Here is a 26,443-nt window from a genome sequence, read left to right on the forward strand (position 1 = left end):
ATCAAACCTCCCCTTTCTGCAGGTTAGCGAGGAATTGGGCAAAGCCCTTCTCGCCAAGCCAGAAGTGCAACAGATTATTCACGCCGTTACTGGTCAACGTCGCACCCGCCAGGCCATCGACCTGGTGATCGGCACGCGGACTCTGTGCATCGACATTACCCTTGATGATCTGAATGGCCAGCTCGCCCTTATCGTTGTACAGGGTCTTGCCCAGCCACAGACTCTTCCAGCGAGGGTTATCCACTTCACCACCAAGCCCTGGGGTCTCGGCGTGCTGGTAAAAGCCGAAGCCGGCAATGGTGTTCAGATCGGCCTTGAGCGCCAGAAAACCGTGCAGGGTAGACCACAGGCCATAACCACGCACAGGCAGGATGACGGTCTCCATCTTGCCATCCTGCTCCACCAGATACACCGTGGTGAAGCGCTCACGACGCTTGATGGAGGCGATATCCTCGGCACCGCTAAGCTGCTCGGACAGTTTAGGATCCTTGGACGCAGCAAGCGGATCAAAGGTCAGCGGATCCTGAGCGTCGCTGAATGTTCCGCTATCCAGGTCAACCACACGGGCACTGATACGGCCGTCGAACAGTTCTTTCACCTCGGCGGCGCTCATGCTCGCATCGCCCAGCCCGGCGATCGCCAGAATGCTGCGCTGCTTGTCGAGCAGGCGGTTCTCGATTTGCGTGGGTTTGAGGGCAATAGCCGCACCCGCGACGAAAATCGAACACACCAGACACACCGCCAGGGCGACGATCAGCGTCCGGCTAGTGGATTCTTTTTGACTAGACATTGCGCGCCAGCCTCCGCTTGATATTGGCCTGAACGACATAGTGGTCAATCAGGGGGGCGAACAGGTTGGCGAACAGAATCGCCAGCATCATGCCTTCCGGGAAGGCCGGGTTGACCACACGGATCAACACCACCATCACCCCGATCAAGGCACCGAAAATCCACTTGCCGGTATTGGTCATGGACGCCGAAACCGGGTCGGTCGCCATGAAAATCATGCCAAAGGCAAAACCACCTACCACCAAGTGCCAGTACCACGGCATGGCGAACATCGGATTGGTATCAGAGCCAATGGTGTTGAACAGCAAGCTCAGGCCAATCATGCCGATCATCACCCCGGCAACAATGCGCCAGGAGGCGATCTTGGTCAGCAGCAGCACCGCACCGCCGATGAAGATGGCCAGCGTGCTGGTTTCACCCAGCGAGCCTTGCATGGTACCGATGAAGGCGTCCATCCAGGTCACGCCGCCATTGATGATGTGCTCCACGCCACCCGTGGCCGCCATGCTCAGCGAGGTCGCGCCAGCAAAGCCGTCGACGGCAGTCCACACTGCATCGCCAGACATCTGCGCCGGGTAGGCGAAGAACAGGAAGGCACGCCCCGTCAACGCCGGGTTGAGGAAGTTCTTGCCCGTGCCGCCAAATACTTCCTTGCCAATCACCACGCCGAAGCTGATCCCCAACGCTACCTGCCAGAGCGGGATGCTCGGCGGAAGAATCAGGGCAAACAGGATCGAGGTGACGAAGAAGCCTTCGTTGACCTCATGACGACGGATTGAAGCGAACAACACTTCCCAGAAACCGCCGACGATGAAGGTCACCGCATAAACCGGCAGAAAGTAGGCAGCGCCCTGAATGAAGTTGTCCCACAGGCTGTTCGGGTCAAAGCCCGCCAATGAGCCAATCAACGCAAATCGCCAGCTTTCCTGACTGGCCAGCAGATCGGGGTTTTGCGCGAAGATCAGGTTGGCCTGATAGCCAGTGTTCCACATGCCAAAGAACATCGCCGGGAAGGTACAGACCCATACGGTGATCATCATGCGCTTGAGGTCGATGCCATCACGCACGTGGGCGGTGGTTTTGGTCACACTGCCCGGGCGATAGAAAAATGTATCGGCCGCTTCGTAAAGCGCGTACCACTTCTCGTACTTGCCGCCCTTCTCGAAGTTGTGCTCGATCTTGTCGAGGAATGCACGAATACCCACGGGTTAACCCTCCTTTTCTATACGGCTGAGGTTGTCCCGCAGGATCGGACCATATTCATATTTACCAGCGCACACATAGGTGCACAGCGCCAGGTCTTCTTCGTCAAGTTCGAGGCAGCCCAGTTGCTGAGCCAGCTCGGTATCGCCGACGATCAGGTAACGCAACAGCTGGGTAGGCAGGATATCCAGCGGCATCACCGCCTCGTAGTTGCCCACCGGTACCATGGCCCTGGGGCTGCCGTTGGTGGTGGTGGAAAACGCAAAACGTTTGGCGCTCTGCAGCTTGGAAACGAAAATATTCAGCACCGAGTGCTTGTTAACGCCGGCACGCAGGTAATGCATGACTTCACGGTCATTGCCTTCCTTGAGGCAAGACACCTGCAGGTGATAGCGTCCCAGGTAAGCGCAGGCACCACGCGATGTACGCCCGCCAAGTAGCGACCCGGAAACCACACGGTTATCGCCAGGGACAAGTTCACCAGCGGTCAATTCGTTGAGGTTGGCACCCAGGCGCGTACGCAGCAGACGCGGCCGCTCGACCACCGGCCCGGCCAGCGAGACGACACGCTCGACCCACAACTGGCCGGTAGTAAACAGTTTGCCAACCGCAATCACGTCCTGATAATTGATCGTCCAAACGCTTTTCTTGACGCTGACCGGATCGAGGAAGTGGATGTGCGTACCAGGCAAACCAGCAGGATGGGGGCCGGAGAATGACTCCGTCTGTACGTTCTGCAACTGCTCGCCGGGCAGGCTCACGCCTTCGGCCTTACAGAGAAACACTCGACTCAAGCAGCTCAGCACCTTGAGACCGTTGGCGAAGTCAGCAGCATGCTCAGCAATAATAAGTGTGGGGTCGGCAGCCAGCGGATGAGTATCGATAGCGCTGACGAAGATCGAGCTGGCGATCGCATCGACAGCTGGCACCTTGCTGAAGGGACGAGTACGCAATGCTGTCCACAGGCCGGACTGCAGCAAGTTCTCGCGCACCAGGGCAGCATCCAGGCTATCCAGCTGACCCTCGGCGTACTGAGCAAAGGTTTCATGCTCATCGCCCTCGAGGTCGATGACCACCGATTGCAGCACGCGCCGCTCCCCACGATGGATGGCGCTGATCACACCGGCGCCTGGCGCCGTGTAGTGCACACCCTCAGACTTTTTGTCTGAAAAGAGAATCTGGCCCAGCTTGACCCGATCACCCACCTGAACCGCCATGGTGGGCTTCATATCATGGTAATCGAAGCCTATGACTGCGACGCTGCGCACGGGTCTAGAAGCCTCGATCTGCTGAGCCGGCGCGCCTGTGATGGGCAAGTCGAGCCCATGTTTTATTTTGATCATAGGTTTGCCTAACCACTGTTTTTAAGCTTTTTTTAGAATGCGCCCGAGACCTGAAAACCAAATGGTCAGCACACCCCCATAGCGTTTATGGGTGTGCGCTGATGTCGAACGCGGGTAAGAAATCGCCGTGATTATAAAGTTGTGCGACAACTAGACGCTAGCCAAGCGCTTGCTTTTTTAGCGCTCAGTTACAGGACGCAACAGAATGACCGCGAATATAGATGCCTGCGCAAGCGATGTCGTCAGGTGCTAGCACGTGCATTGGCCTCCCGAATGGAGGGAGCTAATGCCCTCCAGCGACTGCGCTCTTGTGCATGCTAATAAGAAACGCGCCCTAGAAGAGAAATCGAGGGCAAAAAAACGGGAGCCGAAGCTCCCGTTTATCACGCCATGATCCTACTCAGCGCGGGAATGCCGGCGGGTTGACCCCAGCCATGTCTTCCATCACGCGTACAACCTGGCAGCTGTAGCCAAACTCGTTGTCGTACCAGACATACAGGACAACACGGTTGTCGTTGGCGATAGTGGCTTCGGCGTCGACCACACCTGCATGGCGCGAGCCAACGAAGTCGGTGGACACCACTTCCTGAGAGCTGACGAAATCGATCTGCTTCTGCAGATCCGAGTGCATGGCCATCTGGCGCAAGTACTCGTTGATTTCTTCGCGGCTGCAGGCCTTCTCCAGGTTCAGGTTGAGGATGGCCATGGACACGTTCGGCGTCGGAACGCGAATCGCGTTACCGGTCAGCTTGCCCTTGAGAACCGGCAGCGCCTTGGCAGCAGCAGTGGCCGCACCGGTTTCGGTGATGACCATGTTCAGCGCGGCACTACGACCACGACGGCTACCTTTATGGAAGTTGTCGATCAGGTTCTGGTCGTTGGTATACGAGTGAACGGTTTCGACGTGGCCATTGACGATGCCGTACTTGTCGTTGACTGCCTTGAGCACCGGCACGATGGCGTTGGTGGTGCAGGAGGCGGCCGAGACGATCTTGTCCTCGGCGGTGATCTCGCTGTGGTTAATGCCATGCACGATGTTCTTCAGGGCACCCTTGCCCGGGGCGGTCAGCACGACGCGGTCGACACCGGGGCACTTGAGGTGCTGGCCGAGGCCCTCGGCATCACGCCATACGCCGGTGTTGTCGACCAGCAGCGCATCCTTGATGCCGTACTGGGTGTAGTCGATGGCCGACGGATCCTTGGCGTAGATCACCTGAATCAGGTTGCCGTTGGCGGTCAGGGTGCTGTTTTCTTCGTCGATGGTGATAGTGCCATCGAACTTGCCATGCACCGAGTCGCGACGCAGCAGGCTGGCGCGCTTGACCAGGTCATTCTCGGCACCTTTGCGCACGACGATGGCGCGCAGACGCAGGCCGTCGCCCCCACCGGTGTGCTCGATCAGGATGCGTGCCAGCAGACGGCCGATACGACCGAAGCCGTAAAGGACAACATCGGTGCCTTTGCGCGGCGAAGCGTTCTGTTGGTTTGCCACGTCGGCGAGTTCGTCTTTGACGAACTGCTCGATGCTGCGGCCTTGGCCTTCGGCCTTGAACTTGCCGACCATCTTGCCAAGATCAACGGAGGCGGCGCCCAGTTTGAGCTCGCTCATCACTTTGAGCACGGCGTAGGAATCGTGAACGGCCAAGCCGTTTTCGTCAGCCTGACGGTGACGGGCGAAGCGATGCGCCTTGAGGATCTCGATGACCGAGCGGTTGATCAGGCTGCGGCCGTGGATCGACAGCACCACATTGTTGTTGCGGTACAGCTGACCAATCAGCGGAATCATCGCCTCGGCGAGGGCTTCACGGTCAATCCATTCACCAAGACACTGGTCGGGCTTCTGAGTCACGGCAATACCTTCCACATGTAGGGGCTGAAAAAGGGGCTACATTATGACGACACACACATGGGTCGGCAATCTGCAGCGGTCGAAACACTGACAGCCATCCTCGCGGATAGTTACAATCGGGGGCCAAATCGTTACCAATCGCGAGCCACCTGTGCCTGTACTGCGTCTGCCGTCCTTGCCGGCCACCGCCGGTAAACAACACTGGGGCAACCTGCCCGGTGCCGCGCTGAGCCTGGCCATTGCCGAAGCGGCCAGCGCTGCGAAGCGCTTCACCCTGCTGCTCACTGCCGATAGCCAGAGCGCCGAGCGCCTGGAGCAGGAACTGAGCTTCTTCGCGCCAGAATTGCCGGTGCTGCATTTCCCCGACTGGGAAACCCTGCCCTACGACCTGTTCTCGCCGCATCAGGACATCATTTCCCAGCGCATTTCGGCGCTGTATCGCCTGCCCGAGCTCAAGCACGGCGTACTGGTCGTGCCCGTCACCACGGCGCTGCATCGCCTGGCACCGACCCGCTTTCTGCTGGGTAGCAGCCTGGTGCTGGATGTTGGTCAACGCATCGACGTCAACGACATGCGTACGCGTCTGGAGGCCTCTGGATATCGCTGCGTCGACACCGTTTATGAGCATGGCGAATTCGCCGTACGCGGCGCGCTGATCGATCTGTTTCCGATGGGTAGCAAGCAGCCGTTTCGCATCGACCTGTTCGATGACGAGATCGAGACTCTGCGCACCTTTGATCCAGAGACCCAGCGCTCGATAGACAAGGTCGAGTCGATCAAGCTGCTGCCGGCACGCGAATTCCCCCTCGAGAAGAAGGCCGTCACCGATTTTCGCGGGCGCTTCCGCGAGCGCTTCGACGTCGACTTCCGTCGCTGCCCGATCTATCAGGATCTCTCCACCGGCATCACTCCGGCCGGTATCGAGTACTACCTGCCGCTGTTCTTCGAGGAAACCGCCACCCTCTTCGACTACCTGCCCCAGGACACCCAGGTATTCTCGCTGCCCGGCATCGAAAAGGCCGCCGAACAGTTCTGGACGGACGCGCGCAACCGCTACGACGAACGCCGCGTCGACCCCGAGCGTCCGCTGCTGCCGCCGGCCGATATCTTCTTGCCGGTCGAAGACTGCTTCGCGCGCCTGAAGGACTGGCCGCGCGTCGTAGTCAGCGCCGACGACATCGAGCCGGGCGTAGGCCGCACGCGCTTCGACGCCAGCGCCCTGCCCGACCTGGCGATCCAGGCGAAAAGCAGCGAGCCACTGGCAGCACTGCGTCGTTTCATCGAGGAATACCCGGGCCGCGTGCTGTTCTGCGCCGAATCCGCCGGGCGCCGCGAAGTGCTGCTGGAGCTGCTTGCACGCCTCAAGCTCAAGCCCAAGGAAGTCGATGGCTGGCCGCAGTTCTGTGCGAGCAAGGAACGCCTGGGCATCACCATTGCGCCGCTGGATGAAGGCCTGCAGCTCGAAAACCTGGCACTGATAGCGGAAAGCCCGCTGTTTGGCCAACGCGTCATGCAGCGTCGGCGTCGTGAAAAGACCCGCGATGGCGGCGACAACGTCATCAAGAACCTCACCGAGCTGCGCGAAGGTGCGCCGGTAGTGCATATCGATCACGGCGTCGGTCGTTACCTGGGCTTGGTGACCATGGAGTTCGACGGCCAAGCCGCCGAGTTCCTTACCCTGATGTATGCCGAGGAAGCCAAGCTCTACGTACCGGTCGCCAGCCTGCACCTGATTGCCCGCTACACCGGCAGTGACGATGCACTCGCCCCGCTGCATCGCCTCGGCTCGGAAGTCTGGCAGAAGGCCAAGCGCAAGGCGGCCGAGCAGGTGCGCGACGTCGCCGCCGAGTTGCTCGACATCTACGCCCGCCGCGCCGCCCGTGAAGGCTACGCGTTCAATGACCCCAAGGCCGACTACGACACCTTCAGCGCCGGTTTCCCGTTCGAGGAAACCCCGGATCAGCAGAGCGCCATCGAGGCGGTGCGCGAAGACATGCTCGCACCCAAGCCGATGGATCGCCTGGTCTGCGGCGACGTCGGCTTTGGCAAGACCGAGGTGGCCATGCGCGCCGCCTTTATCGCCGTACATGGCGGTCGCCAGGTCGCCATTCTGGTGCCCACTACCCTGCTTGCCCAGCAGCACTACAACAGCTTCCGTGACCGTTTCGCCGATTGGCCGGTAACGGTCGAGGTGATGAGCCGCTTCAAGAGTGCCAAAGAAATCAGCGCCGCCGTACAGCAACTGGCCGAAGGCAAGATCGACATCGTTATCGGCACCCACAAGCTGCTGCAGGATGACGTCAAGATCAAGAACCTGGGCCTGGTGATCATCGACGAAGAGCACCGCTTCGGCGTGCGCCAGAAGGAAGTGCTCAAGGCGCTACGCAGTGAGGTAGATATCCTCACCCTCACTGCCACCCCCATTCCGCGCACCCTGAATATGGCCGTGTCGGGCATGCGTGACTTGTCGATCATCGCGACACCGCCAGCTCGCCGCCTCTCGGTGCGTACCTTCGTCATGGAACAGAACAACCCGACGATCAAGGAAGCGCTGCTGCGTGAGCTACTGCGTGGCGGCCAGGTGTACTACCTGCACAACGACGTGAAGAGCATCGAAAAGTGCGCAGCCGAGCTGGCCGCACTGGTGCCCGAGGCACGCATCGGCATCGGCCACGGGCAGATGCACGAGCGCGAGCTGGAACAGGTGATGGGCGACTTCTACCACAAGCGCTTCAACGTACTGATCGCCTCGACCATCATCGAGACCGGCATCGACGTGCCCAGCGCCAACACCATCATCATCGAGCGTGCCGACAAGTTCGGCCTGGCCCAGTTGCACCAGTTACGCGGTCGCGTCGGGCGCAGCCACCACCAGGCCTACGCCTACCTGCTGACGCCGCCGCGCAAGCAGATGACCGACGACGCGCAGAAACGCCTGGAAGCCATCGCCAATGCCCAGGATCTCGGTGCTGGCTTCGTCCTCGCCACCCACGACCTGGAAATCCGTGGTGCGGGCGAACTGCTCGGCGACGGCCAGAGCGGGCAGATCCAGGCAGTTGGCTTCACCCTGTACATGGAAATGCTCGAACGAGCAGTGAAATCGATCCGCAAGGGCGAGCAGCCGAACCTCGACCAACCGCTGGGCGGTGGGCCGGAAATCAACCTGCGTGTACCGGCGCTGATTCCCGAGGATTACCTACCGGACGTCCATGCCCGCCTGATCCTCTATAAGCGCATCGCCAACGCCATCGACGAAGACGGCCTGAAAGAGCTGCAGGTGGAAATGATCGACCGCTTCGGGCTGCTGCCAGAGCCAGCCAAACACCTGGTACGCCTGACCCTGCTCAAGCTGCAGGCCGAGCGGCTGGGTATCAAGAAGATCGATGCAGGGCCGCAAGGTGGGCGCATCGAGTTCGCGGCGGAAACACCGGTCGATCCACTGACGCTGATCAAGTTGATCCAGAGCGCGCCGAACCGCTACAAGTTCGAAGGCGCCACGCTGTTCCGCTTCTCCATACCGATGGAGCGTGCGGAAGAGCGTTTCAACACGCTAGAGGCGTTACTGGAACGCCTGCTGGCTACGGTGAAAAGCTGAAAAAATCAGGGACGCTTATGCGGCCCTGACTTTTTGTAGCCTGGGTCTACCCAGGACGCTTTCGATACAGCGGCTTACTCGACCAATTGCGCTGCCCGCAGGGCAGATAACGCCTGGGCCCAACGCGGGTTCTGACGATAATCGATTCCGGGAAACGCTCGGCGGCGCATGCCTGCCAACCCTTTGGGCGCGATAACACCGAGGCGCTGCACTGCCGAAAGCGCCAACTCTGCCGCGGCTCGGTCGTTACACACTAGGCCCATGTCGCAACCTGCCGTCAGAGCAGCCTCAATGCGATTGGCGGCGTCACCCACCACATGGGCGCCGGCCATCGACAGGTCATCGCTGAAAATGACGCCCTCGAAACCCAGCTCCCCCCGCAGGATGTCCTGCAACCAGCGGCGCGAGAAGCCAGCCGGCTGACTGTCCACCTGAGGGTAGATGACATGGGCCGGCATTACCGCCGCAAGATCACGACTCAAGGCCGCGAACGGCCGTAGGTCGTTCTGACGGATTTCTTCCAGGCTGCGCTCATCGGTTGGAATGGCCACATGGGAATCAGCCTCGGCCCAGCCATGCCCGGGGAAATGCTTGCCGGTCGCCGCCATGCCCGCCTCTGCCATGCCGCGAATAAACGCGCCAGCCAACTGGGTGGCACGCTCGGGGTCACCCTCGAAGGCACGGTGGCCGACCACCGCACTGCGCTGGTGATCGAGATCCAGCACCGGCGCGAAACTCAGATCCAGGCCCACCGCCAGGACTTCGGTCGCCATCAACCAGCCGCACTGCCGCGCCAGGCTCTCGGCATCGGCGCAGCCTGCAATGGCGCGCATCGCCGGCAGACGCACAAAGCCTTCACGCAGCCGTTGTACGCGGCCGCCCTCCTGATCCACAGCAAGCAGCAGATCCGGGCGCACGGCACGAATGGCCTGTGACAGCTCACGCACCTGACGTGGATTCTCGATATTACGGGCGAAGATAATCAGGCCGCCGACTTCGGGCTGGCGCAGCAACTGCCGGTCTTCGGCAGCCAGCCAGGTGCCGGCGATATCCACCATCAGGGAGCCATACAAGGGGGTACTCACAACAGGTAATCCTTAATTGAGTGGCCGCACCGCTCAGCTGGAGCGAGGCGCTTCATCGATCAGCGCCACGCATCGAGCGAGCACTGGGGAAAAGATTTTGCAGCAGATATGAAACTCGGCCTGCGCACAGCCATGGGACAGTGCCCCACGAACAGGTTCCGCATTCGGCACGCAGACAGGCGCAGCAAAGCGAATGCTCGCGCCCAAGCGCAATGAATATCTGGCGATTCGGTGAGGAGATCACCCAAGCTCTGGCTATGCCGAAACCAGCTGCTGATATAGGCGGTAGCTTAGGGGCAGCGACGAGCAGCCCGCAAGCCGGACAAGACGGTCAGGCCTTGATGATGGCTGGGCCTTTACTGCGAGGAATAAGCTGAGCAGTCGCCAGCCGCTGGTCGGTCACTCCGCTTTCAGAGCGCATACCGGCGGCCAGGAACGGCACCATCAGGCGCATGACCTGCTCGATCGAGGTATCCACGCCGAAGTCGCTCTCGGCCATGGCCCGCAGGGCCTTGATGCCAGACATGCTGAACGCCGCGGCGCCGAGCATGAAATGCACGCGCCAGAACAGCTCCAGCGGAGGAATGCCAGGCGCCGCTTCATGCACCAGATGCATGTAGCGCCGGAACACCTTGCCGTAGACCTCTTCGAGGTATTTGCGCAGATGTCCCTGACTCTGACTGAAGGCCAGGCCGAGCAAGCGCATGAAGATGGACAGGTCATTACCACTGCGCGGTTTCACCGCCAGGGTCTGCTCGACCAACAGTTCGAGCAACTCCTCGAGGCTGAAGGTCACCCCTGGCTTGCTCTGGCGCTTGTCGAGCTCACGCTCGAGGCTCGCGCAGAACGGCCCGAGAAAACGCGAGAAGACCGCCTGAATCAGGGCCTTCTTGGAACCGAAGTGATAGTTGACGGCGGCCAGGTTGACCCCAGCCTTGCTGGTAATCAGGCGCAACGACGTTTCGGCGAACCCCTTCTCCGCGAACAACTGCTCCGCAGCATCCAGAATGCGTTCAACGGTTTCCGATTGCGCCATGACATCCATCCGACAAACAAGTGTTTGAAACATACGTTTCAGCGCGCACGCCTGTCAAGTCGCGCAGACCGTATTCTGGATGCTCAGTCATCATTTGGCGATAGCGTCGCGGGCAATCCCGGCCGGGTTTCGAAAATGGCCTGTTGAGCATAGCCCGTTACGCCGCCTGGCGGATAACACAGGCGCGACGCACATCAATGGATTGCCAAGCGACGCTTACTGTATATAATCCCAGTCACTGTATAAAAAGACAGAGCCGCCCACATGATCAAGCTGACGCCCCGCCAAGCCGAAATCCTCGCCTTCATCAAGCAGTGCCTGGAAGACAACGGCTACCCGCCGACTCGTGCAGAGATCGCCCAGGCGCTCGGCTTCAAGTCACCGAATGCCGCCGAGGAACACCTCAAGGCCCTGGCCCGCAAAGGTGCGATCGAGATGACCCCGGGCGCTTCCCGCGGCATCCGCATCCCGGGTTTCGAGCCCAATCAGGCCGAGGAAGAAGGCCTGCCGGTGATCGGCCGAGTGGCTGCAGGCGCACCCATTCTGGCTCAACAACATATAGAGGAAGCCTGCCGGATCAACCCGGACTTCTTCCGCCCGAGGGCCGACTACCTGCTGCGGGTACGCGGCATGAGCATGAAGGACATCGGCATCGTCGACGGCGATCTGCTTGCCGTCCACACCACCAGCGAAGCACGCAACGGCCAGATAGTGGTCGCGCGTATCGATGATGAAGTGACGGTCAAGCGATTCAAACGTGAAGGCAATACCGTCTGGTTGCTGGCTGAAAACACAGAATTCGCCCCGATCGAAGTGAACCTGGAAGAACAGGAGCTGATCATCGAAGGCTTGAGTGTCGGCGTCATACGCCGCTAATTGGAGGCTTTATGCAGTTCCCTCAGTCGCTGAGCCGTACCCAACTTCCGCTGTTCGATGCCTTTCTGGCCTCGACCATTGCGGTGGCCGAACCCGAACCAGTAGCACTGGAAACCACGTTCAGCGAAGTATCGCTGAGAGGTGCTGCGGGTAACTGCCTGACGCTGTTGGCGCCCATGCTGCGGGAACTGAGCGAGAAGGATGACGAACGCTGGTTGACCCTGATCGCCCCACCGGCCAGCCTGACCCAGAGCTGGCTGCGCGATGCGGGCCTGAACCGTGAGCGGATTCTGCTACTGCACCCTCGCAACAGCCAGAGCGCCCTGCAGCTGGCTCAGGAAGCCTTGAAACTTGGCCGTAGCCATACGGTGGTCAGCTGGCTGCATCCCCTGCCCCAGCATGCGCGCCAGCAACTGGAAGCAGCAGCGCACCTCGGCCAGGCGCAAAGCCTGAACATCAGCCTGGGCTGACCCACGATTTACAGAGAAATGCTCGAAGTTGGAGTGTCACTTTTCTGCCTGACCGCCCGTGGAGGGCGCGGGTAGAAAGCCGGATCAGTGCAGGACGCGGGGCTGGTCTTCATGCTCAAAATCGCCTTCGGCCATTCTGCCGGCCATTTGCACGCCGACATTGAGCATCGCTTTGGCGACTTCCACATGCTGGCCCTGGAGAAAGGCCTTGGCATCTTCGGAGAAGTCCAACACCACCAGTGCTTCCTCATCATCGGCTCGACGCAGGGCAATACGCCCATCGGGCAGTTCGACGATTTCAAGGAAGGAAGTAGGCATAACTCGGATTCTCCACGAAAGGCCGCGCATTGTAGCAGCCGCTCCATTCAATCGCTTGGCGAAAAACCGCTAAGCGCTGAACGGACTTTTCAATAGTCGGTGCCCAGCACGGTCACCACTCGCTGAGGCCGACGCGAAAACGCTGTGCCAGTGCTTTCAGCTCCTGACGCCAGCCCTCCAATGTTTCCCGGTCAAGTGGAGGCTGTGCCTCATCGACACTTACCACCTTGATCAGCGAGGTAGCGCCAGGATCGGCCTTAGCCTCGCGCGGGGCGCGCGGAGGCCGGAATAGCTCGGCATGAGCAGCCAATAATTGCCCAAGCCAGGTGTGCCCATTTTCGGCCAACTCAACCAGTTCGGCCAACTCGGGGCTGGGTGAAGAAGCCAGGCTCTGTCGATCCAGCAATACCTCGGCACGCGCGGCACTGCTGTTCGGCAAGCGATAGAAACCTGCGATTTCATGGCACAGCCCAAGTAACGCACCGTACAAATGAAACAGGGTCGCTTCACGTTCGGCCTGCACCAACGCCTGGGCATTCATCGCCCGGCCTTCTTCGGCCTTGCGCCAGGAGTCCAGAGAAAGCCCGGCGTAGAAAATCTTTTGGTTCGTGCGGGTATACAGTTCGCCAGCCATATCCACTCTCCCGATCGCCATGGGCACACTCCAGCGAAGCATGCCCAAGGCAGATCAACGCTTGTCTTCAACCTTCCATTTGCCACCGTCGTAGAACGCTTTCCAACCGGTGGGTTTACCGTCCACTTCGGTCTGCACGTACTGCTCCTTGGTCTTGCGGCTGTAACGGATGACTGCCGCGCGACCTTCTGGATCTTTCGCTGGAGCGCTCATCAGGAAGTGATACTTCGGATCGATCTCGTCTTTATGCGGGACGATCTCAAGTACCAGTGGCGCACGGGTTTCGCGGTTTTTCGGAAACTGGCTGGCAGCCAGGAACAGCCCTGAGGCGCCATCACGCAGCACGTAGGTGTCATCGACCTTCTCACACTTGAGCTCCGGCATCTTCACCGCATCCATCTTGGGTGGCGCGGGCTCGCCACTACGCAGCAGCTTGCGGGTGTTCTTGCACTCGCTGTTGGTGCAACCAAAGAACTTGCCGAAGCGCCCGGTCTTGAGCTGCATCTGACTGCCGCACTTGTCGCACTCCAGGCTCGGCCCTTCGTAGCCTTTGATGCGGAACTGGCCCTGCTCGATCTCATAACCGGCGCAGTCCGGGTTGTTGCCGCAAATATGCAGTTTGCGCGTTTCGTCCAGCAGGTAGGCATCCATGGCCGTCGCACAGATCGGGCAGCGGTGCTTGCCGAGCAATACGCGGGATTCGGACTCACCCTCGTCATCCGCAGCGATCTCGTCACCGGGCACCAGGTTGACCGTGGCCTTGCAGCGTTCCTTCGGCGGCAGGGCATAGCCCGAGCAGCCAAGGAAAACGCCGGTGGAGGCGGTACGAATCATCATGTGCCGGCCGCAATCGCGGCAGGGAATATCGGTCGGCGTTGGCGTGTTGGCGCGCATGCCATTGTCGCCGTCGGCGGCCACCTCGAGCTTCTTCTTGAAGTCGCCGTAGAACTCGTCGAGCAGGTGTTTCCACTCGCGCTCGCCCTGGGCCACGTCATCGAGGTTCTCTTCCATGCCGGCGGTGAAGCCGTAGTCCATCAGATCGGAGAAGCTCTCGGAAAGACGCTCGGTGACGATGTCGCCCATTTTTTCCGAATAGAAGCGGCGGTTATGCAGCGCCACGTAGCCACGATCCTGAATGGTGGAAATGATCGCTGCGTAGGTGGATGGACGACCAATCCCCCGCTTTTCCATTTCCTTGACCAGGCTGGCTTCCGAATAGCGCGCCGTGGGCTTGGTGAAGTGCTGGCTAGGGTCAAGCTTGATCAGTTTGAGCACTTCACCCTGTTTCATTTCCGGCAGCACGGCGTCATCACCAGGCTTGCTCAGTTGTGGCAATGCACGGGTGTAACCGTCGAACTTGAGAATACGCCCCTTGGCACGCAGTTCGAACTGCGCAGCCGTAACGGTCACGGTAGTCGACAGGTATTCGGCCGGCGGCATCTGGCAGGCGACGAATTGGCGCCAGATCAGCTCGTAGAGGCGTTCGGCGTCACGCTCCATCCCGGACAGCTGGGTCGGGCGCACGTTGACGTCAGAAGGACGAATCGCTTCGTGCGCCTCCTGAGCGCCTTCCTTGCTGGAGTAGATGTTGGCCTTCTCCGGCAGGTATTGCTTACCGTACTCGGTGTCGATGAAACCACGCACCATCTCGACGGCATCAGCCGAGAGATTGGTGGAGTCGGTACGCATATAGGTGATGTAACCAGCCTCGTAGAGACGCTGGGCCATCATCATGGTCTTCTTCACACCGAAGCCCAGCCGGGTGCTGCCCGCCTGCTGCAGTGTCGAGGTAATGAACGGCGCCGAGGGTTTGCTGCTGGTCGGCTTGTCCTCGCGCTTGGCGATGCTGTAGCTCGACGCCTTGAGGGTCGCCAGCGCGGCCATGGCCTGCGCTTCGTTCAGCGGCTTGAAGGCAGCGCCATTCTCGCGGGCTACTTCAAAGCGCACGTTGGCGTCTTTGGCGGTGCCCAGATCGGCGTGCACCTCCCAGTACTCTTCAGGTACGAACGCTCGGATTTCCTTTTCGCGCTCGACCACCAGCTTCACCGCAACGGACTGCACACGTCCGGCAGACAGCCCGCGAGCGATCTTCGACCACAGCAGCGGCGAGACCATGTAGCCCACCACGCGATCAAGAAAACGCCGCGCCTGCTGGGCATTGACCCGGTTGATATCCAGTTCACCCGGAGCAGAAAACGCCTCTTGAATGGCCTTTTTGGTAATTTCGTTGAACACCACGCGCTTGTAGCGGCTGTCGTCACCACCGATAGACTCGCGCAGATGCCAGGCGATGGCCTCCCCCTCTCTATCCAAGTCGGTCGCGAGATAGATGGTGTCAGCATCTTTGGCTAGGCGGCGCAGTTCCTCGACCACCTTCTCCTTGCCCGGCAGGATTTCGTACTTGGCTTTCCAACCCTGCTCGGGATCGACGCCCATGCGGTTGAATAGCTGACGCTTGGCCTTTTCCTTGGGTGACAGGGCCGGCACCTCACCCGCGGCAGCCTTGCCGCGTTTGACAGGCTCCTTGGCTGCCGCCCCGCCACTGGTGGGGAGGTCGCGGATGTGGCCGATGCTCGACTTCACCACGTACTGGCTGCCCAGGTACTTGTTGATGGTCTTGGCCTTGGCCGGGGATTCCACGATGACCAGCGATTTACCCATGGATTGGAAAATTCCTGAAATTCGATAATTGAAAGGCGAGTAAGCGCCTGAAAAACTGTTGGGCGTATCGGCTCGACGCATGCTGCATCGACGATGAAAGCGCCCGCTCGACAGAGCGAACGCCGAAAAACGTGGTGCTGCCGCTCGTATCACATCAGCCGGATCGTTATCCAACCGACTAAAAGTGCCCTGCGACCTGCTTTGGCCCCGCTATATATAGTGGCGGTCAAGCCAAGGTCAAGGGCAAGTGTTCCCTGAAGCCGTCTCAGGGACGCCTCAGAACACTTGCTTCCGCCTCGACAAAAGCAAAGCGCGGAACCCGCTTACCGTCGTATTCCACGTCGCTGCAAAACATCGCCAGCGGTCGCACCCAGAGACCGTATTCGCCGTACAACGCCTGGTACACGACGACTTCTTCTTCCGTCTCAGAATGCTTGGCCACACCCAGCACGCGGTACTCGGGACCCTTGTAGTGACGGTAGAGACCGGGCTGCAGCGACATCATTCAACTTCCTGGAAATATTTTTCGTTCGATAAAAACGCTCGGGCGGCATTTCGTGCCTCGCGCCGAACCGGAACGGCCTGCATCAACGACACAGTGCCAAAAACAAAAACCGGGGCAGAAGCCCCGGTTGTGCAACCACCTAAACGTCAGATGCGTTCGAACACCGTGGTGATGCCCTGGCCCAGGCCAACACACATGGTCGCCACGCCGAAGGTACCGTTGTTCTGCTTCATCACGTTCAGCAGGGTACCGGAGATACGCGCTCCGGAACAACCGAACGGGTGACCCAGAGCAATGGCGCCGCCGTGCAGGTTGACCTTCTCTTCCATCTTGTCGAGCAGTTTGAGGTCTTTCAACACAGGCAGGGCCTGGGCTGCGAAGGCTTCGTTAAGCTCGACGAAATCGATGTCGTCGATGGTCAGGCCGGCACGCTTGAGCGCTTTCTGAGTCGACGGCACCTGACCGTAGCCCATGATCGCCGGATCCACACCGGCCACGGCCATGGCGCGAACCACTGCCATTGGCTGGATACCCAGATCCTGAGCACGCTGGGCGGACATCACGATCATGCAGGAAGCGCCATCGGTGATCTGCGAGGAAGTACCCGCAGTCACGGTACCGCCCTTGGGATTGAACGCCGGCTTGAGGCTGGCCAGGCTTTCCAGGGTAGTCTCGGGACGAATGGTTTCATCGTAGTCGAAGACCTTGAGGAAGCCGTTCTCGTCGTAGCCCTGCAGCGGGATGATCTCGTCCTTGAACTTGCCTTCGACGGTGGCCTTGTGGGCCAGCTGGTGCGAACGCACGCCGAACTTGTCCTGGGCTTCACGGGTGATGCCGTGCATTTTGCCCAGCATCTCGGCGGTCAGGCCCATCATGCCGGAGGCCTTGGCCGCGTACAGCGACAGGTGCGGGTTCGGGTCGACGCCGTGCATCATGCCGACGTGGCCCATGTGCTCAACGCCGCCGACCACGAATACATCGCCGTTACCGGTCTGGATCGCCTGCACGGCAGTGTGCAGCGCGCTCATCGACGAGCCGCACAGGCGGCTGACGGTCTGCCCGGCACTGGTGTGCGGGATCTGGGTCATCAGCGACGCCATACGCGCGATGTTCCAGCCCTGCTCCAGGGTCTGGTTGACGCAACCCCAGATGACGTCTTCGACTTCCTTGGGATCGACCTTGTCGTTGCGTTCCAGCAGTTTGCTGATCAGCTGCGCAGACAGGGTCTCGGCACGGGTATTACGGTGCATGCCGCCCTTGGAACGCCCCATCGGGGTACGGCCGAAGTCGACGATGACTGCATCTCTTGGATTCAGGCTCATAAATTCACTCTCGCTCCAATCGTTGCGCGATTAACCAAAGAAGGTCTGGCCGTTTTTGGCCATTTCACGCAGTTTCTCGGTCGGCTGATACAGCGCGCCCAGATCGGCGTACTTGTCGGCCAGGGCCACGAACTCGGCTACCCCGACACTGTCGATGTAGCGCAGCGCGCCACCGCGGAACGGTGGGAAACCGATGCCGTAGATCAGGCCCATATCGGCCTCGGCAGCCGTTTCGACGATACCGTCTTCCAGGCAGCGCACGGTTTCCAAGCACAGCGGGATCATCATGGTGTTGATGATGTCCTCGTCGCTCAGCTCACGCTGTTCGACCACGATCGACTTGAGCAGCTCGTAAGCCTCAGGGTCGGTGACCTTCTTCGGCTTGCCGCGCTTGTCGGTCTCGTAGGCGTAGAAGCCCTTGCCATTCTTCTGGCCCAGGCGGTTGGCCTCGTACATCACGTCGACCGCGGTGCGGCCTTCTACCGCCATGCGATCCGGGAAGCCTTCGGCCATCACGTCACGGCCATGGTGGCCGGTGTCGATGCCAACCACGTCGGACAGGTAGGCCGGGCCCATGGGCCAGCCGAACTTCTCCATGACCTTGTCGATGCGCGCGAAGTCGATGCCGAAGCTGAGCAGCTTGGAAAAGCCGCCGAAGTATGGGAACAGCACGCGGTTGACCAGGAAGCCCGGGCAGTCGTTGACCACGATCGGGTTCTTGCCCATCTTCTTGGCGTACGCCACGGTGGTGGCAACCGCCTTCTCGCTGGACTTCTCACCGCGGATGACTTCGACCAGAGGCATCATGTGCACCGGGTTGAAGAAGTGCATGCCGACGAAGTTTTCCGGGCGCTTGAGGGCCTTGGCCAGCAGGCTGATGGAAATGGTCGAGGTGTTGGACGCCAGAATGGTGTCTTCCTTGACCGCAGCCTCGACCTCGGCCAATACGGCCTGCTTGACCTTGGGATTCTCAACCACGGCTTCGACGACGATGTCGACATGGCCGAAGTCGCCATAGGACATGGTCGGGCGAATGGCGCTCAGCGATTCGGCCATCTGTGCGGTGGTCATGCGACCTTTCTCGACGCGCTTGCCGAGCAGCTTGGAGGCCTCGCCCAAGCCCATCTTGATACCCTCTTCGCGGATATCCTTCATCAGGATCGGCGTGCCCTTGGACGCCGACTGGTAGGCGATACCGCCACCCATGATGCCGGCACCCAGCACAGCGGCCAGTTTCACGTCCTGAGCGATGGCATCGAAGCCCTTGGCTTTCTTCTTCAGCTCCTGATCGTTGAGGAACAGCCCGATCAGGCTTTCCGCGACCGAGGTTTTGGCCAGCTTGGCGAAACCGGCGGCTTCGACTTCCAGCGCCTTGTCACGGCCGAAGTTGGCGGCTTTCTGAATGGTCTTGATGGCTTCGACCGGCGCCGGGTAGTTCGGGCCGGCCTGGCCTGCGACGAAACCCTTGGCGGTTTCGAAGGCCATCATCTGCTCGATGGCGTTGAGCTTAAGCTTTTCCAGCTTGGGCTGACGCTTGGCCTTGTAATCCAGTTCGCCGGAAATGGCGCGCTTGATCAGGTCCAGGGCACCGGCCTGCAGCTTGTCAGCGCTGACCACGGCGTCCACCGCACCGACCTTGAGGGCTTCATCGGCACGATTTTCCTTGCCGGAGGCGATCCACTCGACGGCGTTGTCGGTACCGATCAGGCGCGGCAGGCGCACCGTGCCACCGAAGCCTGGGTAGATACCCAGCTTGACCTCGGGCAGACCGATCTTGGCGCCTTCGGCCATGATCCGGTAATCGGCGGCCAAACACATTTCCAGGCCGCCGCCTAGGGCGATGCCGTTGATGGCGACGACAGTGGGCACTTCCAGGTCTTCGAAATCACTGAAGATCCTGTTGGCTTCCAGGTTACCGGAGATCAGTTGCTCTTCCGGCAGCTTGAAGTTGTCGACGAACTCGGTGATGTCGGCACCGACGATGAACACGTCCTTGCCGCTGCTGACGATCACGCCTTTGATCGAGGCATCAGCCTTGATCGCGTCGACGGACTGACGGAGCTCGCTCAGGGTCAGACGATTGAACTTGTTGACGGACTCACCCTTGAGATCGAACTTGAGTTCGACGATGCCGCTTTCAAGAGCCTTAACCGTGATGGCTTTACCTTCGTAAATCATCAACTGATCTCCACGCTTAGGGAATCTGAACAGTACACACCGGAGTCAATCCACAGACTCACGCCACAAAACACCGTAGACGAAATTCCGCTACCCACCGATGCGATATTCGGACTGGATTGGGCACTGCCGAAGCGGCAAACGCTCAATTCATACGCCCGTTTGATTTGGGTGAGCACACATTCACGGAAAAGCCGGGAATTGTCAATTGGCGTTCTGTAGCCACTTGCAGCGCGCACTACCGGCCCACAGTGATTGATAAAGCCTGCAGCGAAAAGCAGATCAATGGCGTCGATAACGCGCCATTCGGCAGGCATGCCTCCACCTGGACTTAGCGCTAGCCAAAATTCGACACCAGGGGTAGAGTCGCGCGATTCGGCTGCCACCGAATGACTAAAACAACAATAACGATGTGTCTTCACCGAGGTTCCAGCATGCCTGCACGCCTGCGCGCCATCCTTCTACACGCCCTGCTCTTCACCCTGCTGCTGCCTGGTTTCAGCGCTGCCGCGGAAACCTCGCCCTACCTGCAACATCTTCTGCGCCTGCACCTAGCTGCGCAGAAAAGTCTGGGCGACTTCTACATGTACAACAGTATGGAAGGCGACCAGCGCTACGCAGGGATGATCGATGAGTCTCGCCAGGAAGCCAACAGACAGATTTTGAAACTGTCAGGCATGCCTGACATCGGCGCGGCTCGCCTGCAAACTCGCCTGCAGGAGGAGTGGCAAGCCTATGATCGAGATCTGACGACACTGATGAGCGCGCTGGGGAAGCAGGGCTACACAGATCTGCAGCCGGTCGCCGACATGGCCGCACGCAACCGCCAGGTATTGGCGACCAGTGAGGCCCTGTACGACGCATTGCAGCGCGCGGACGCACGCGCGATATCCGAGCAGACCGCCAGCACCCGGCAGCTCAGCCTGCTGATGCAAAGCATCGCCGTGAGCTACGCCGCACGCAGTGCATCGGTAGGTGCCAGCTTTTCCGGGGATAGCAGCGAGCGCCCCATTGAGGATCAGGTAGCAGACTTTTCCAACCGTTTGGATGCGCTGCGCAGCCTGCCGGGCAACAGCGCGCAGATCAATACGGCACTGGACGCAGTAGCGACCAAATGGCGCTACATCGAGAAATCGCTGCTCAATTACAACGAGAAAAGCGTGCCGTTCCTGGTCAACAAGTACTCGGACAGCATCATTCGCGGACTGATGGAAGTCACTGATCTTTACGTGCAGCCAGCTCAGACGAGCAGCCAGTCATGACAGCTGATAACGCCCCGCCCATGGCGCGAGATTGCTCAGGCACGTGACTTGAGAAAAGCCGCAATAGCCTGCAACGATTCCGGCTGGGCCCGCTCCCCCCAAAACAGGGCGATCATCTGGAGAGTGGCTTCAGCCTTGTAGACGTCTGCGGGCAAACTGCAGAGCTGCTCGACGAGGGGCAGATCAGCACAAGGCTCCTGCCATTTGTTCAGCCATATGCCTGGCTCTCGCTGCCAGTAGCACCAACTGTCCTGCCGCCCACGAGGCCGAGGATGGTGGTATTGCGGGCAGGGGCTCGGCGCCGTATTGGCCATCCAATACGGCCACTCTTCGCGGGCCAGCTGCATCGCCAAGCCCATGCGTCGCGCCTCCATGCGAACGTCCATCTGGCCACGCTGACGCCGCGATGGCACCAGCCAGACCAGGGGACTAAGTGCGACTACCAGTAGTGCGACAACGATCCATCCCGTCATAATTTCTATCTCCACTGCGCAACCTGTGGTAAATGCTCAAACCAGCCATACTTGAAATCATTGGTCACCCTGAAAGGAGACAATCTCATGCCCTACCAGCACATTCTGGTCGCCGTCGATCTGACCGAGGAGTGCGACCCGGTAATGAAGCGCGCCCAGGCTCTAGCCAGCAGCACCCAGGCAAAACTGTCCGTGGTGCATATCGTCGAACCCATGGCCATGGCTTTTGGCGGCGACGTACCGATGGATCTGTCGATGCTGCAACAACAGCAGTTCGAGCAGGCCAAGGAGCGCCTCGACGCCTTCGCCCTCAAGCACCCTCAGCTCACCGCGGAAAACCGCCACCTGGCTTACGGCCAGCCACGCCAGGAAATTCATCGCCTCGCTTCTGAGCAACACTGCGATCTGATCATCGTCGGCAGCCACGGCCGTCATGGCCTGGCTCTTCTGCTCGGCTCGACCGCCAATGACGTGCTGCACGGCGCGCCCTGCGACGTGCTGGCCGTCAGCCTGAAGAAACCATCGGCCTGATCGCTCCGCAATGAACAGCGCCGGGCAAAGCCCGGCGCTGTAGCATTAACCAGCAGATAGTGGCCGAAGGCTGATCAGCCTTCCAGTTCAGCCCAGCGCTCGACCAGACGCTCCAGCTCTTCCTGCTGTGCCTGCAACTGCGCCAGCACCGCCGCGGTGTGCTCACCGGACTGCTGGTAGAACGCAGGAGCGGCGATCTGCGCTTCCAGCTCGGCGATCTTCTGCTCTGCGGCATCGATCTGCTCGGGCATGGCGTCCAGCTCACGCTGATGCTTGTAGCTGAGTTTCTTCTTCGCCGCCGGTGCGCTTTCTACCGGCTCGGCAACGGGCGCAGCGACGGGGGCTTCGACGACCGCGGAGCCCAGCTCGGCCTTACCCGACTTGGTCTCTCCAACGCCCAGCAGGCGTGGCGAACCACCCTGACGCAGCCAGTCCTGATAACCACCAACGTACTCGCGCACCTTGCCCTCGCCTTCGAAGACCAGGGTGCTGGTGACCACGTTGTCGAGGAATGCCCGGTCGTGGCTGACCATCAGTACCGTGCCCTTGAACGTCAGCAGCACTTCCTCGAGCAACTCGAGGGTTTCCACATCAAGGTCGTTGGTTGGCTCATCGAGCACCAGCAGGTTGGCCGGTTTGCTGAACAGCTTGGCCAGCAGCAGACGCGCACGCTCGCCTCCCGACAGCGCCTTGACCGGGGTACGGGCACGCTGCGGACTGAACAGGAAATCGCCGAGGTAGCTGAGCACGTGTCGGTTCTGCCCGTCGATCTCGATGAAATCACGACCTTCGGCGACGTTGTCGATGACGGTCTTTTCCAGATCCAGCTGATGGCGCAATTGATCGAAGTAGGCGACATCGATCTTGGTGCCCTCTTCCACCTTGCCGCTGGTCGGTTGCAGACCGCTGAGCATCAGCTTCAACAGAGTGGTCTTGCCGGTGCCGTTGGCGCCCAGCAGGCCGATACGGTCGCCGCGCTGCAGCACCATGGAGAAATCGCGAATCAGGAACGGGCCGCCCGGGTGGGCGAAGCTGACGTTCTCGAGCACCATCACCTGCTTGCCGGACTTCTCCGCGGTGTCGAGCTGAATATTGGCCTTACCGGTACGCTCACGACGCTCGCTGCGCTCTACACGCAGCGCCTTGAGGGCGCGCACGCGGCCTTCGTTACGGGTACGTCGGGCCTTGATGCCCTGACGAATCCACACCTCTTCCTGAGCCAGACGCTTGTCGAACAGCGCGTTGGCGGTTTCCTCGGCGGCCAGCGTAGCCTCTTTGTGCACCAGGAAGCTGGCGTAATCGCCATTCCAGTCAATCAGGCCGCCACGATCCAGCTCGAGAATGCGCGTGGCCAGGTTCTGCAGGAAGGAACGGTCGTGGGTGATGAACAGCACGGCGCCCTGGAAATCCTTGAGGGCTTCTTCCAGCCAGGCGATCGCGCCGATGTCCAGGTGGTTGGTTGGCTCGTCGAGCAGCAGCAGATCCGGTTCGCTGACCAACGCCTGGGCCAGCAGCACACGGCGGCGCCAGCCACCGGACAACTGGGCCAGGGTCTTGTCGGCCGGCAGTTGCAGACGGCTCAGGGTGCTGTCGACCAGTTGCTGCAGGCGCCAGCCATCACGGGCCTCAAGATCCTGCTGAACGTGCATCAATTTGTTCAGATCTTCTTCGGTGACACAGTTCTGTGCCAAGTGATGGTACTGGGCGAGTAACTCGCCAACGCCATCCAGGCCTTGGGCAACCACATCGAACACGGTGCGCTCATCGGCGACCGGCAGCTCTTGTGGCAGCTCGCCGATTTTCAGCCCCGGCGCGCGCCAGACGGCACCGTCATCGGGCTTCTGATCGCCCTTGACCAGCTTGAGCATGCTGGACTTGCCGGTACCATTGCGGCCAATGATGCACACCCGCTCGCCGCGGGCGATCTGCCAAGACACCTTGTCCAACAGCGGCATGGCGCCATAGGCCAGGGAAACATCGGTGAACTTGAGCAGGGTCATGGGTTGCCTCGACAATACGCTGGGGTGGTGGCGAAAAGAGTGTGCGAACGCAGCCAATGGGTTCACCACGTGGCCGACCACCACGAAACTGATCTGACCGGCGCATGCGCCAGCCAAAAACCGGGCGCGTATTCTAACCGAGAAGGCCCTCGGCGTCTGTCAGGCCTTACGCACCGGCTGTCGATGTGACATAAACAGACATGCGCCAGACTGCTGCGGCCCTTTCGCGCCAAGCGGGCAAAAGGCTAAGCTAACGCCCATTGCCTTTAACTGCGCCCGCAACTGCCAATACGGCCTGCTGCCGCCCAAAAGGGCGCATCGAGCGACCGGCATCAGCCAGATCGCATCCGCTCACGAGATGATCCCCCCGGAAGTACCATGCGCTGTCGTTTGCCCAGTCTGTTGAGCTGCCTGATTCTTTGCGCCACCACGGCAACCCTGAGCCAGGCAGCGAGCCTGACCCAGCAACGCCAGTATTACGATGAGGCCAAGGCCGCTCTTGCCAAGGGCGACAAGGGGCCTTATCAGCGCTACGCCAGCGCCCTGAGCGACTACCCGCTGACGCCTTATCTGGCGTATGACGAACTCACCGCACGCCTGAAATCAGCTAGCAATAACGAAATCGAAGCCTTCCTCGCAGCCCATGGTGATCTGCCTCAGGCCAGCTGGATGAAACTGCGCTGGCTGCGCTGGCTGGCCGAGCGTGGCGAATGGCAAACCTTCGCCAAGTACTATGATCCGGGCCTCAACTTTACCGAGCTCGACTGCCTCAATGGCCAGCGCCAGCTCAACCAAGGCCAGACCGCCGAAGGCTATGCCAGCGCCGAGAAGCTGTGGCTGGTTGGCAAGTCGCAGCCCGAAGCCTGTGATCGTCTATTCGACCGCTGGGCAGCCGAAGGGCAACTGACCGAACAGCGTCGTTGGCAACGTACCAAGCTGGCAGCCGAGGCGCGCAACTACAGCCTGGCCACCTTCCTGAGCAAGGATCTGCCAACGCTCAGTAACCACGGCAAGCTGCTCGTGGAAGTGGGCCAGAAACCGCAGATTCTCAGCCAAACCGCGCGCTTCACGCCAGCCGACGACGCCATGGGCGACGTGGTCAGCCTCGGCCTGCGCCGCCTTGCCCGCCAGGATCCGGAGCAAGCGCTAAGCCTGCTTGAGGGCTATTCCCAGCGTATGCACTTCTCCGAGCAGGAGAAGATTGCCATCGCCAACGAGATCGGCCTGACCCTGGCGCGCCGCTTCGATCCGCGCGCCCTCGACGTGATGGCCAAGTACGATCCCAACCTGCGTGACGACACCGTCAGCGAATGGCGCGCACGCCTGCTGCTGCGGCTGGGCCGCTGGGACGAAGCCTACAAGCTGATCAACCGCATGCCCGAATCCCTGGCCAGCACCAACCGCTGGCGTTACTGGCAGGCGCGTAGCCTGCAGTTGGCACAACCCAACGGCAAGGGCGCTCAACCTCTTTTCCACAACCTGGCCAAGGAGCGTGACTTCTACGGCTTCATGGCTGCCGATCAGGTCAAGGAACCTTACTACTTGAAAAACGCGCCGCTACCGCTCAGCGCTGCGGTGGTGAAAAAAGTGCGCAACGCCCCCGGCATCCGTCGCGCCATGGAGTTCCATGATCGTGGCCAGATCGTCGACGGCCGCCGCGAGTGGTACCACGCCAGCCGGCACTTCGACCGCGACGAACTGGTGGCCCAGGCAAGACTGGCCTACGACATGGAATGGTATTTCCCGGCCATCCGTACCATCAGCCAGGCCAAGTACTGGGACGACCTCGACGTTCGCTTCCCGATGGCCTATCGCGAATCGCTGACAACTGAAGCGAAAAAGCGCGGCCTGCACTCCAGCTGGGTGTTCGCCATCACCCGCCAGGAAAGCGGCTTCATGGCCGACGCCAAGTCTCACGCCGGCGCCATGGGCCTGATGCAGGTCATGCCCGCCACCGCCAAGGAGACCGCACGCAAGTTCGGTATTCCACTGAGCAATCCAAACAACACATTACTGCCCAGCATCAACATTCAACTGGGCGCCGCTTACATGAGCCAGATCTATGGCCAGTTCAATGGTAATCGGGTGCTCGCCTCGGCCGCTTACAACGCTGGCCCCGGCCGCGTTCGCCAGTGGCTGCGCGGTGCCAACCATCTGTCGTATGACGTTTGGGTCGAGAACATTCCGTTCAATGAGACCCGCCAATACGTGCAGAACGTGCTGTCCTACGCGGTGATCTACGGCGACAAGCTCAACGCCCCACAGCCGCTGGTGGGCTGGCACGAGCGCTATTTCGACCAATAGGGCAGCGGC

21 protein-coding genes are annotated in these 26,443 nt (G+C 60.4%); 6 read left to right on the top strand and 15 right to left on the bottom strand.

Going from position 1 to position 26,443, the window contains the following annotated elements:
* Window position 1: 1 nt before the first annotated feature.
* The 4 genes from ACZ0AI_RS09285 to ACZ0AI_RS09300 form a co-directional block, all read right to left on the bottom strand.
* Window positions 2–790, bottom strand: a complete 789-nt coding sequence (locus tag ACZ0AI_RS09285) for a Na(+)-translocating NADH-quinone reductase subunit C (RefSeq protein ID WP_463565492.1) — start codon at window positions 788–790, stop codon at window positions 2–4.
* Window positions 783–1,994, bottom strand: coding sequence for an NADH:ubiquinone reductase (Na(+)-transporting) subunit B (locus ACZ0AI_RS09290; protein ID WP_463565493.1), 1,212 nt, complete (start codon window positions 1,992–1,994; stop codon window positions 783–785). The genes ACZ0AI_RS09285 and ACZ0AI_RS09290 overlap by 8 nt, the downstream gene beginning before the upstream one ends.
* A gap of 3 nt (window positions 1,995–1,997) precedes the next feature.
* Window positions 1,998–3,335 (bottom strand): Na(+)-translocating NADH-quinone reductase subunit A, encoded by a 1,338-nt coding sequence (locus ACZ0AI_RS09295; RefSeq protein ID WP_463565494.1) that lies wholly within the window; start codon window positions 3,333–3,335, stop codon window positions 1,998–2,000.
* A 400-nt stretch (window positions 3,336–3,735) separates the two neighbouring features.
* Window positions 3,736–5,184 (bottom strand): glyceraldehyde-3-phosphate dehydrogenase, encoded by a 1,449-nt coding sequence (locus ACZ0AI_RS09300; protein ID WP_463565495.1) that lies wholly within the window; start codon window positions 5,182–5,184, stop codon window positions 3,736–3,738.
* A 151-nt stretch (window positions 5,185–5,335) separates the two neighbouring features.
* Between ACZ0AI_RS09300 and mfd the strand changes: the two genes are divergently transcribed.
* Window positions 5,336–8,779, top strand: coding sequence for a transcription-repair coupling factor (gene mfd / locus ACZ0AI_RS09305; protein WP_463565496.1), 3,444 nt, complete (start codon window positions 5,336–5,338; stop codon window positions 8,777–8,779).
* Window positions 8,780–8,853: 74 nt separating this feature from the next.
* On the opposite strand, the gene nagZ is transcribed toward mfd, so the two are convergent.
* Entirely contained in the window at window positions 8,854–9,852 is a 999-nt protein-coding gene (nagZ, locus tag ACZ0AI_RS09310; RefSeq protein WP_463566267.1) for a beta-N-acetylhexosaminidase, read from the bottom strand.
* A 343-nt stretch (window positions 9,853–10,195) separates the two neighbouring features.
* Window positions 10,196–10,900: a TetR/AcrR family transcriptional regulator gene (locus ACZ0AI_RS09315; protein WP_225833612.1), complete on the bottom strand. Its 705-nt coding sequence runs from the start codon at window positions 10,898–10,900 to the stop codon at window positions 10,196–10,198.
* 264 nt (window positions 10,901–11,164) lie between these two features.
* On the opposite strand from ACZ0AI_RS09315, the gene lexA reads away from it, so the two are divergent.
* Both lexA and sulA read left to right on the top strand, forming a co-directional pair.
* Window positions 11,165–11,776 carry a transcriptional repressor LexA gene (gene lexA, locus ACZ0AI_RS09320; protein WP_463565497.1) on the top strand — a complete coding sequence of 204 codons (612 nt, stop codon included), beginning with the start codon at window positions 11,165–11,167 and terminating at the stop codon, window positions 11,774–11,776.
* A gap of 11 nt (window positions 11,777–11,787) precedes the next feature.
* Window positions 11,788–12,246, top strand: coding sequence for an SOS-induced cell division inhibitor SulA (sulA, locus tag ACZ0AI_RS09325; RefSeq protein ID WP_463565498.1), 459 nt, complete (start codon window positions 11,788–11,790; stop codon window positions 12,244–12,246).
* 84 nt (window positions 12,247–12,330) lie between these two features.
* Here sulA and ACZ0AI_RS09330 read toward each other — a convergent pair whose 3' ends face one another.
* The 7 genes from ACZ0AI_RS09330 to ACZ0AI_RS09360 form a co-directional block, all read right to left on the bottom strand.
* Window positions 12,331–12,564: a hypothetical protein gene (locus ACZ0AI_RS09330; RefSeq protein WP_463565499.1), complete on the bottom strand. Its 234-nt coding sequence runs from the start codon at window positions 12,562–12,564 to the stop codon at window positions 12,331–12,333.
* Between the two features lie 112 nt (window positions 12,565–12,676).
* Window positions 12,677–13,198, bottom strand: a complete 522-nt coding sequence (locus tag ACZ0AI_RS09335) for a DUF6586 family protein (RefSeq protein WP_463566085.1) — start codon at window positions 13,196–13,198, stop codon at window positions 12,677–12,679.
* A gap of 54 nt (window positions 13,199–13,252) precedes the next feature.
* Window positions 13,253–15,859: a type I DNA topoisomerase gene (gene topA / locus ACZ0AI_RS09340; RefSeq protein ID WP_463565500.1), complete on the bottom strand. Its 2,607-nt coding sequence runs from the start codon at window positions 15,857–15,859 to the stop codon at window positions 13,253–13,255.
* Between the two features lie 265 nt (window positions 15,860–16,124).
* Window positions 16,125–16,361 (bottom strand): DUF1653 domain-containing protein, encoded by a 237-nt coding sequence (locus ACZ0AI_RS09345; protein ID WP_463566086.1) that lies wholly within the window; start codon window positions 16,359–16,361, stop codon window positions 16,125–16,127.
* Window positions 16,362–16,510: 149 nt separating this feature from the next.
* The gene (fadA, locus tag ACZ0AI_RS09350; protein ID WP_463569989.1) at window positions 16,511–17,686 is read right to left on the bottom strand and encodes an acetyl-CoA C-acyltransferase FadA; all 1,176 of its coding nucleotides are present in this window, start codon (window positions 17,684–17,686) and stop codon (window positions 16,511–16,513) included.
* A gap of 30 nt (window positions 17,687–17,716) precedes the next feature.
* Window positions 17,717–19,864 (bottom strand): fatty acid oxidation complex subunit alpha FadB, encoded by a 2,148-nt coding sequence (fadB, locus tag ACZ0AI_RS09355; RefSeq protein ID WP_463565501.1) that lies wholly within the window; start codon window positions 19,862–19,864, stop codon window positions 17,717–17,719.
* Window positions 19,864–20,181: a hypothetical protein gene (locus tag ACZ0AI_RS09360; protein ID WP_463565502.1), complete on the bottom strand. Its 318-nt coding sequence runs from the start codon at window positions 20,179–20,181 to the stop codon at window positions 19,864–19,866. Before ACZ0AI_RS09360 ends, fadB begins: the two co-directional genes overlap by 1 nt.
* 117 nt (window positions 20,182–20,298) lie before the next feature.
* Here ACZ0AI_RS09360 and ACZ0AI_RS09365 point away from each other — a divergent pair, with 117 nt between their 5' ends.
* The gene (locus ACZ0AI_RS09365) at window positions 20,299–21,126 is read left to right on the top strand and encodes a hypothetical protein (protein WP_463565503.1); all 828 of its coding nucleotides are present in this window, start codon (window positions 20,299–20,301) and stop codon (window positions 21,124–21,126) included.
* Between the two features lie 35 nt (window positions 21,127–21,161).
* On the opposite strand, the gene ACZ0AI_RS09370 is transcribed toward ACZ0AI_RS09365, so the two are convergent.
* A complete protein-coding gene (locus ACZ0AI_RS09370) occupies window positions 21,162–21,599 on the bottom strand; it encodes a hypothetical protein (RefSeq protein WP_463565504.1) in 438 nt (145 codons plus the stop codon).
* An 87-nt stretch (window positions 21,600–21,686) separates the two neighbouring features.
* Here ACZ0AI_RS09370 and ACZ0AI_RS09375 point away from each other — a divergent pair, with 87 nt between their 5' ends.
* Window positions 21,687–22,130: a universal stress protein gene (locus ACZ0AI_RS09375; protein WP_463565505.1), complete on the top strand. Its 444-nt coding sequence runs from the start codon at window positions 21,687–21,689 to the stop codon at window positions 22,128–22,130.
* A 74-nt stretch (window positions 22,131–22,204) separates the two neighbouring features.
* On the opposite strand, the gene ACZ0AI_RS09380 is transcribed toward ACZ0AI_RS09375, so the two are convergent.
* Window positions 22,205–24,130 carry an ATP-binding cassette domain-containing protein gene (locus ACZ0AI_RS09380; protein WP_463565506.1) on the bottom strand — a complete coding sequence of 642 codons (1,926 nt, stop codon included), beginning with the start codon at window positions 24,128–24,130 and terminating at the stop codon, window positions 22,205–22,207.
* A 378-nt stretch (window positions 24,131–24,508) separates the two neighbouring features.
* On the opposite strand from ACZ0AI_RS09380, the gene ACZ0AI_RS09385 reads away from it, so the two are divergent.
* Window positions 24,509–26,434: a transglycosylase SLT domain-containing protein gene (locus tag ACZ0AI_RS09385; protein ID WP_463565507.1), complete on the top strand. Its 1,926-nt coding sequence runs from the start codon at window positions 24,509–24,511 to the stop codon at window positions 26,432–26,434.
* The last annotated feature ends 9 nt before the right edge of the window (window positions 26,435–26,443 follow it).

The organism is Pseudomonas sp. AC355, assembly GCF_979258205.1.

Coding starts and splice junctions, on each gene's coding strand:
- ACZ0AI_RS09295 (WP_463565494.1), bottom strand. CDS start 3,335: ATGATCAAAATAAAACATGGGCTCGACTTGCCCATCACAGGCGCGCCG.
- ACZ0AI_RS09330 (WP_463565499.1), bottom strand. CDS start 12,564: ATGCCTACTTCCTTCCTTGAAATCGTCGAACTGCCCGATGGGCGTATT.
- ACZ0AI_RS09345 (WP_463566086.1), bottom strand. CDS start 16,361: ATGTCGCTGCAGCCCGGTCTCTACCGTCACTACAAGGGTCCCGAGTAC.
- ACZ0AI_RS09380 (WP_463565506.1), bottom strand. CDS start 24,130: ATGACCCTGCTCAAGTTCACCGATGTTTCCCTGGCCTATGGCGCCATG.
- ACZ0AI_RS09375 (WP_463565505.1), top strand. CDS start 21,687: ATGCCCTACCAGCACATTCTGGTCGCCGTCGATCTGACCGAGGAGTGC.
- sulA (WP_463565498.1), top strand. CDS start 11,788: ATGCAGTTCCCTCAGTCGCTGAGCCGTACCCAACTTCCGCTGTTCGAT.
- ACZ0AI_RS09365 (WP_463565503.1), top strand. CDS start 20,299: ATGCCTGCACGCCTGCGCGCCATCCTTCTACACGCCCTGCTCTTCACC.
- ACZ0AI_RS09285 (WP_463565492.1), bottom strand. CDS start 790: ATGTCTAGTCAAAAAGAATCCACTAGCCGGACGCTGATCGTCGCCCTG.
- fadA (WP_463569989.1), bottom strand. CDS start 17,686: ATGAGCCTGAATCCAAGAGATGCAGTCATCGTCGACTTCGGCCGTACC.
- ACZ0AI_RS09360 (WP_463565502.1), bottom strand. CDS start 20,181: ATGCCTGCCGAATGGCGCGTTATCGACGCCATTGATCTGCTTTTCGCT.
- ACZ0AI_RS09315 (WP_225833612.1), bottom strand. CDS start 10,900: ATGGCGCAATCGGAAACCGTTGAACGCATTCTGGATGCTGCGGAGCAG.
- ACZ0AI_RS09370 (WP_463565504.1), bottom strand. CDS start 21,599: ATGACGGGATGGATCGTTGTCGCACTACTGGTAGTCGCACTTAGTCCC.
- ACZ0AI_RS09335 (WP_463566085.1), bottom strand. CDS start 13,198: ATGGCTGGCGAACTGTATACCCGCACGAACCAAAAGATTTTCTACGCC.
- fadB (WP_463565501.1), bottom strand. CDS start 19,864: ATGATTTACGAAGGTAAAGCCATCACGGTTAAGGCTCTTGAAAGCGGC.
- topA (WP_463565500.1), bottom strand. CDS start 15,859: ATGGGTAAATCGCTGGTCATCGTGGAATCCCCGGCCAAGGCCAAGACC.
- lexA (WP_463565497.1), top strand. CDS start 11,165: ATGATCAAGCTGACGCCCCGCCAAGCCGAAATCCTCGCCTTCATCAAG.
- ACZ0AI_RS09385 (WP_463565507.1), top strand. CDS start 24,509: ATGCGCTGTCGTTTGCCCAGTCTGTTGAGCTGCCTGATTCTTTGCGCC.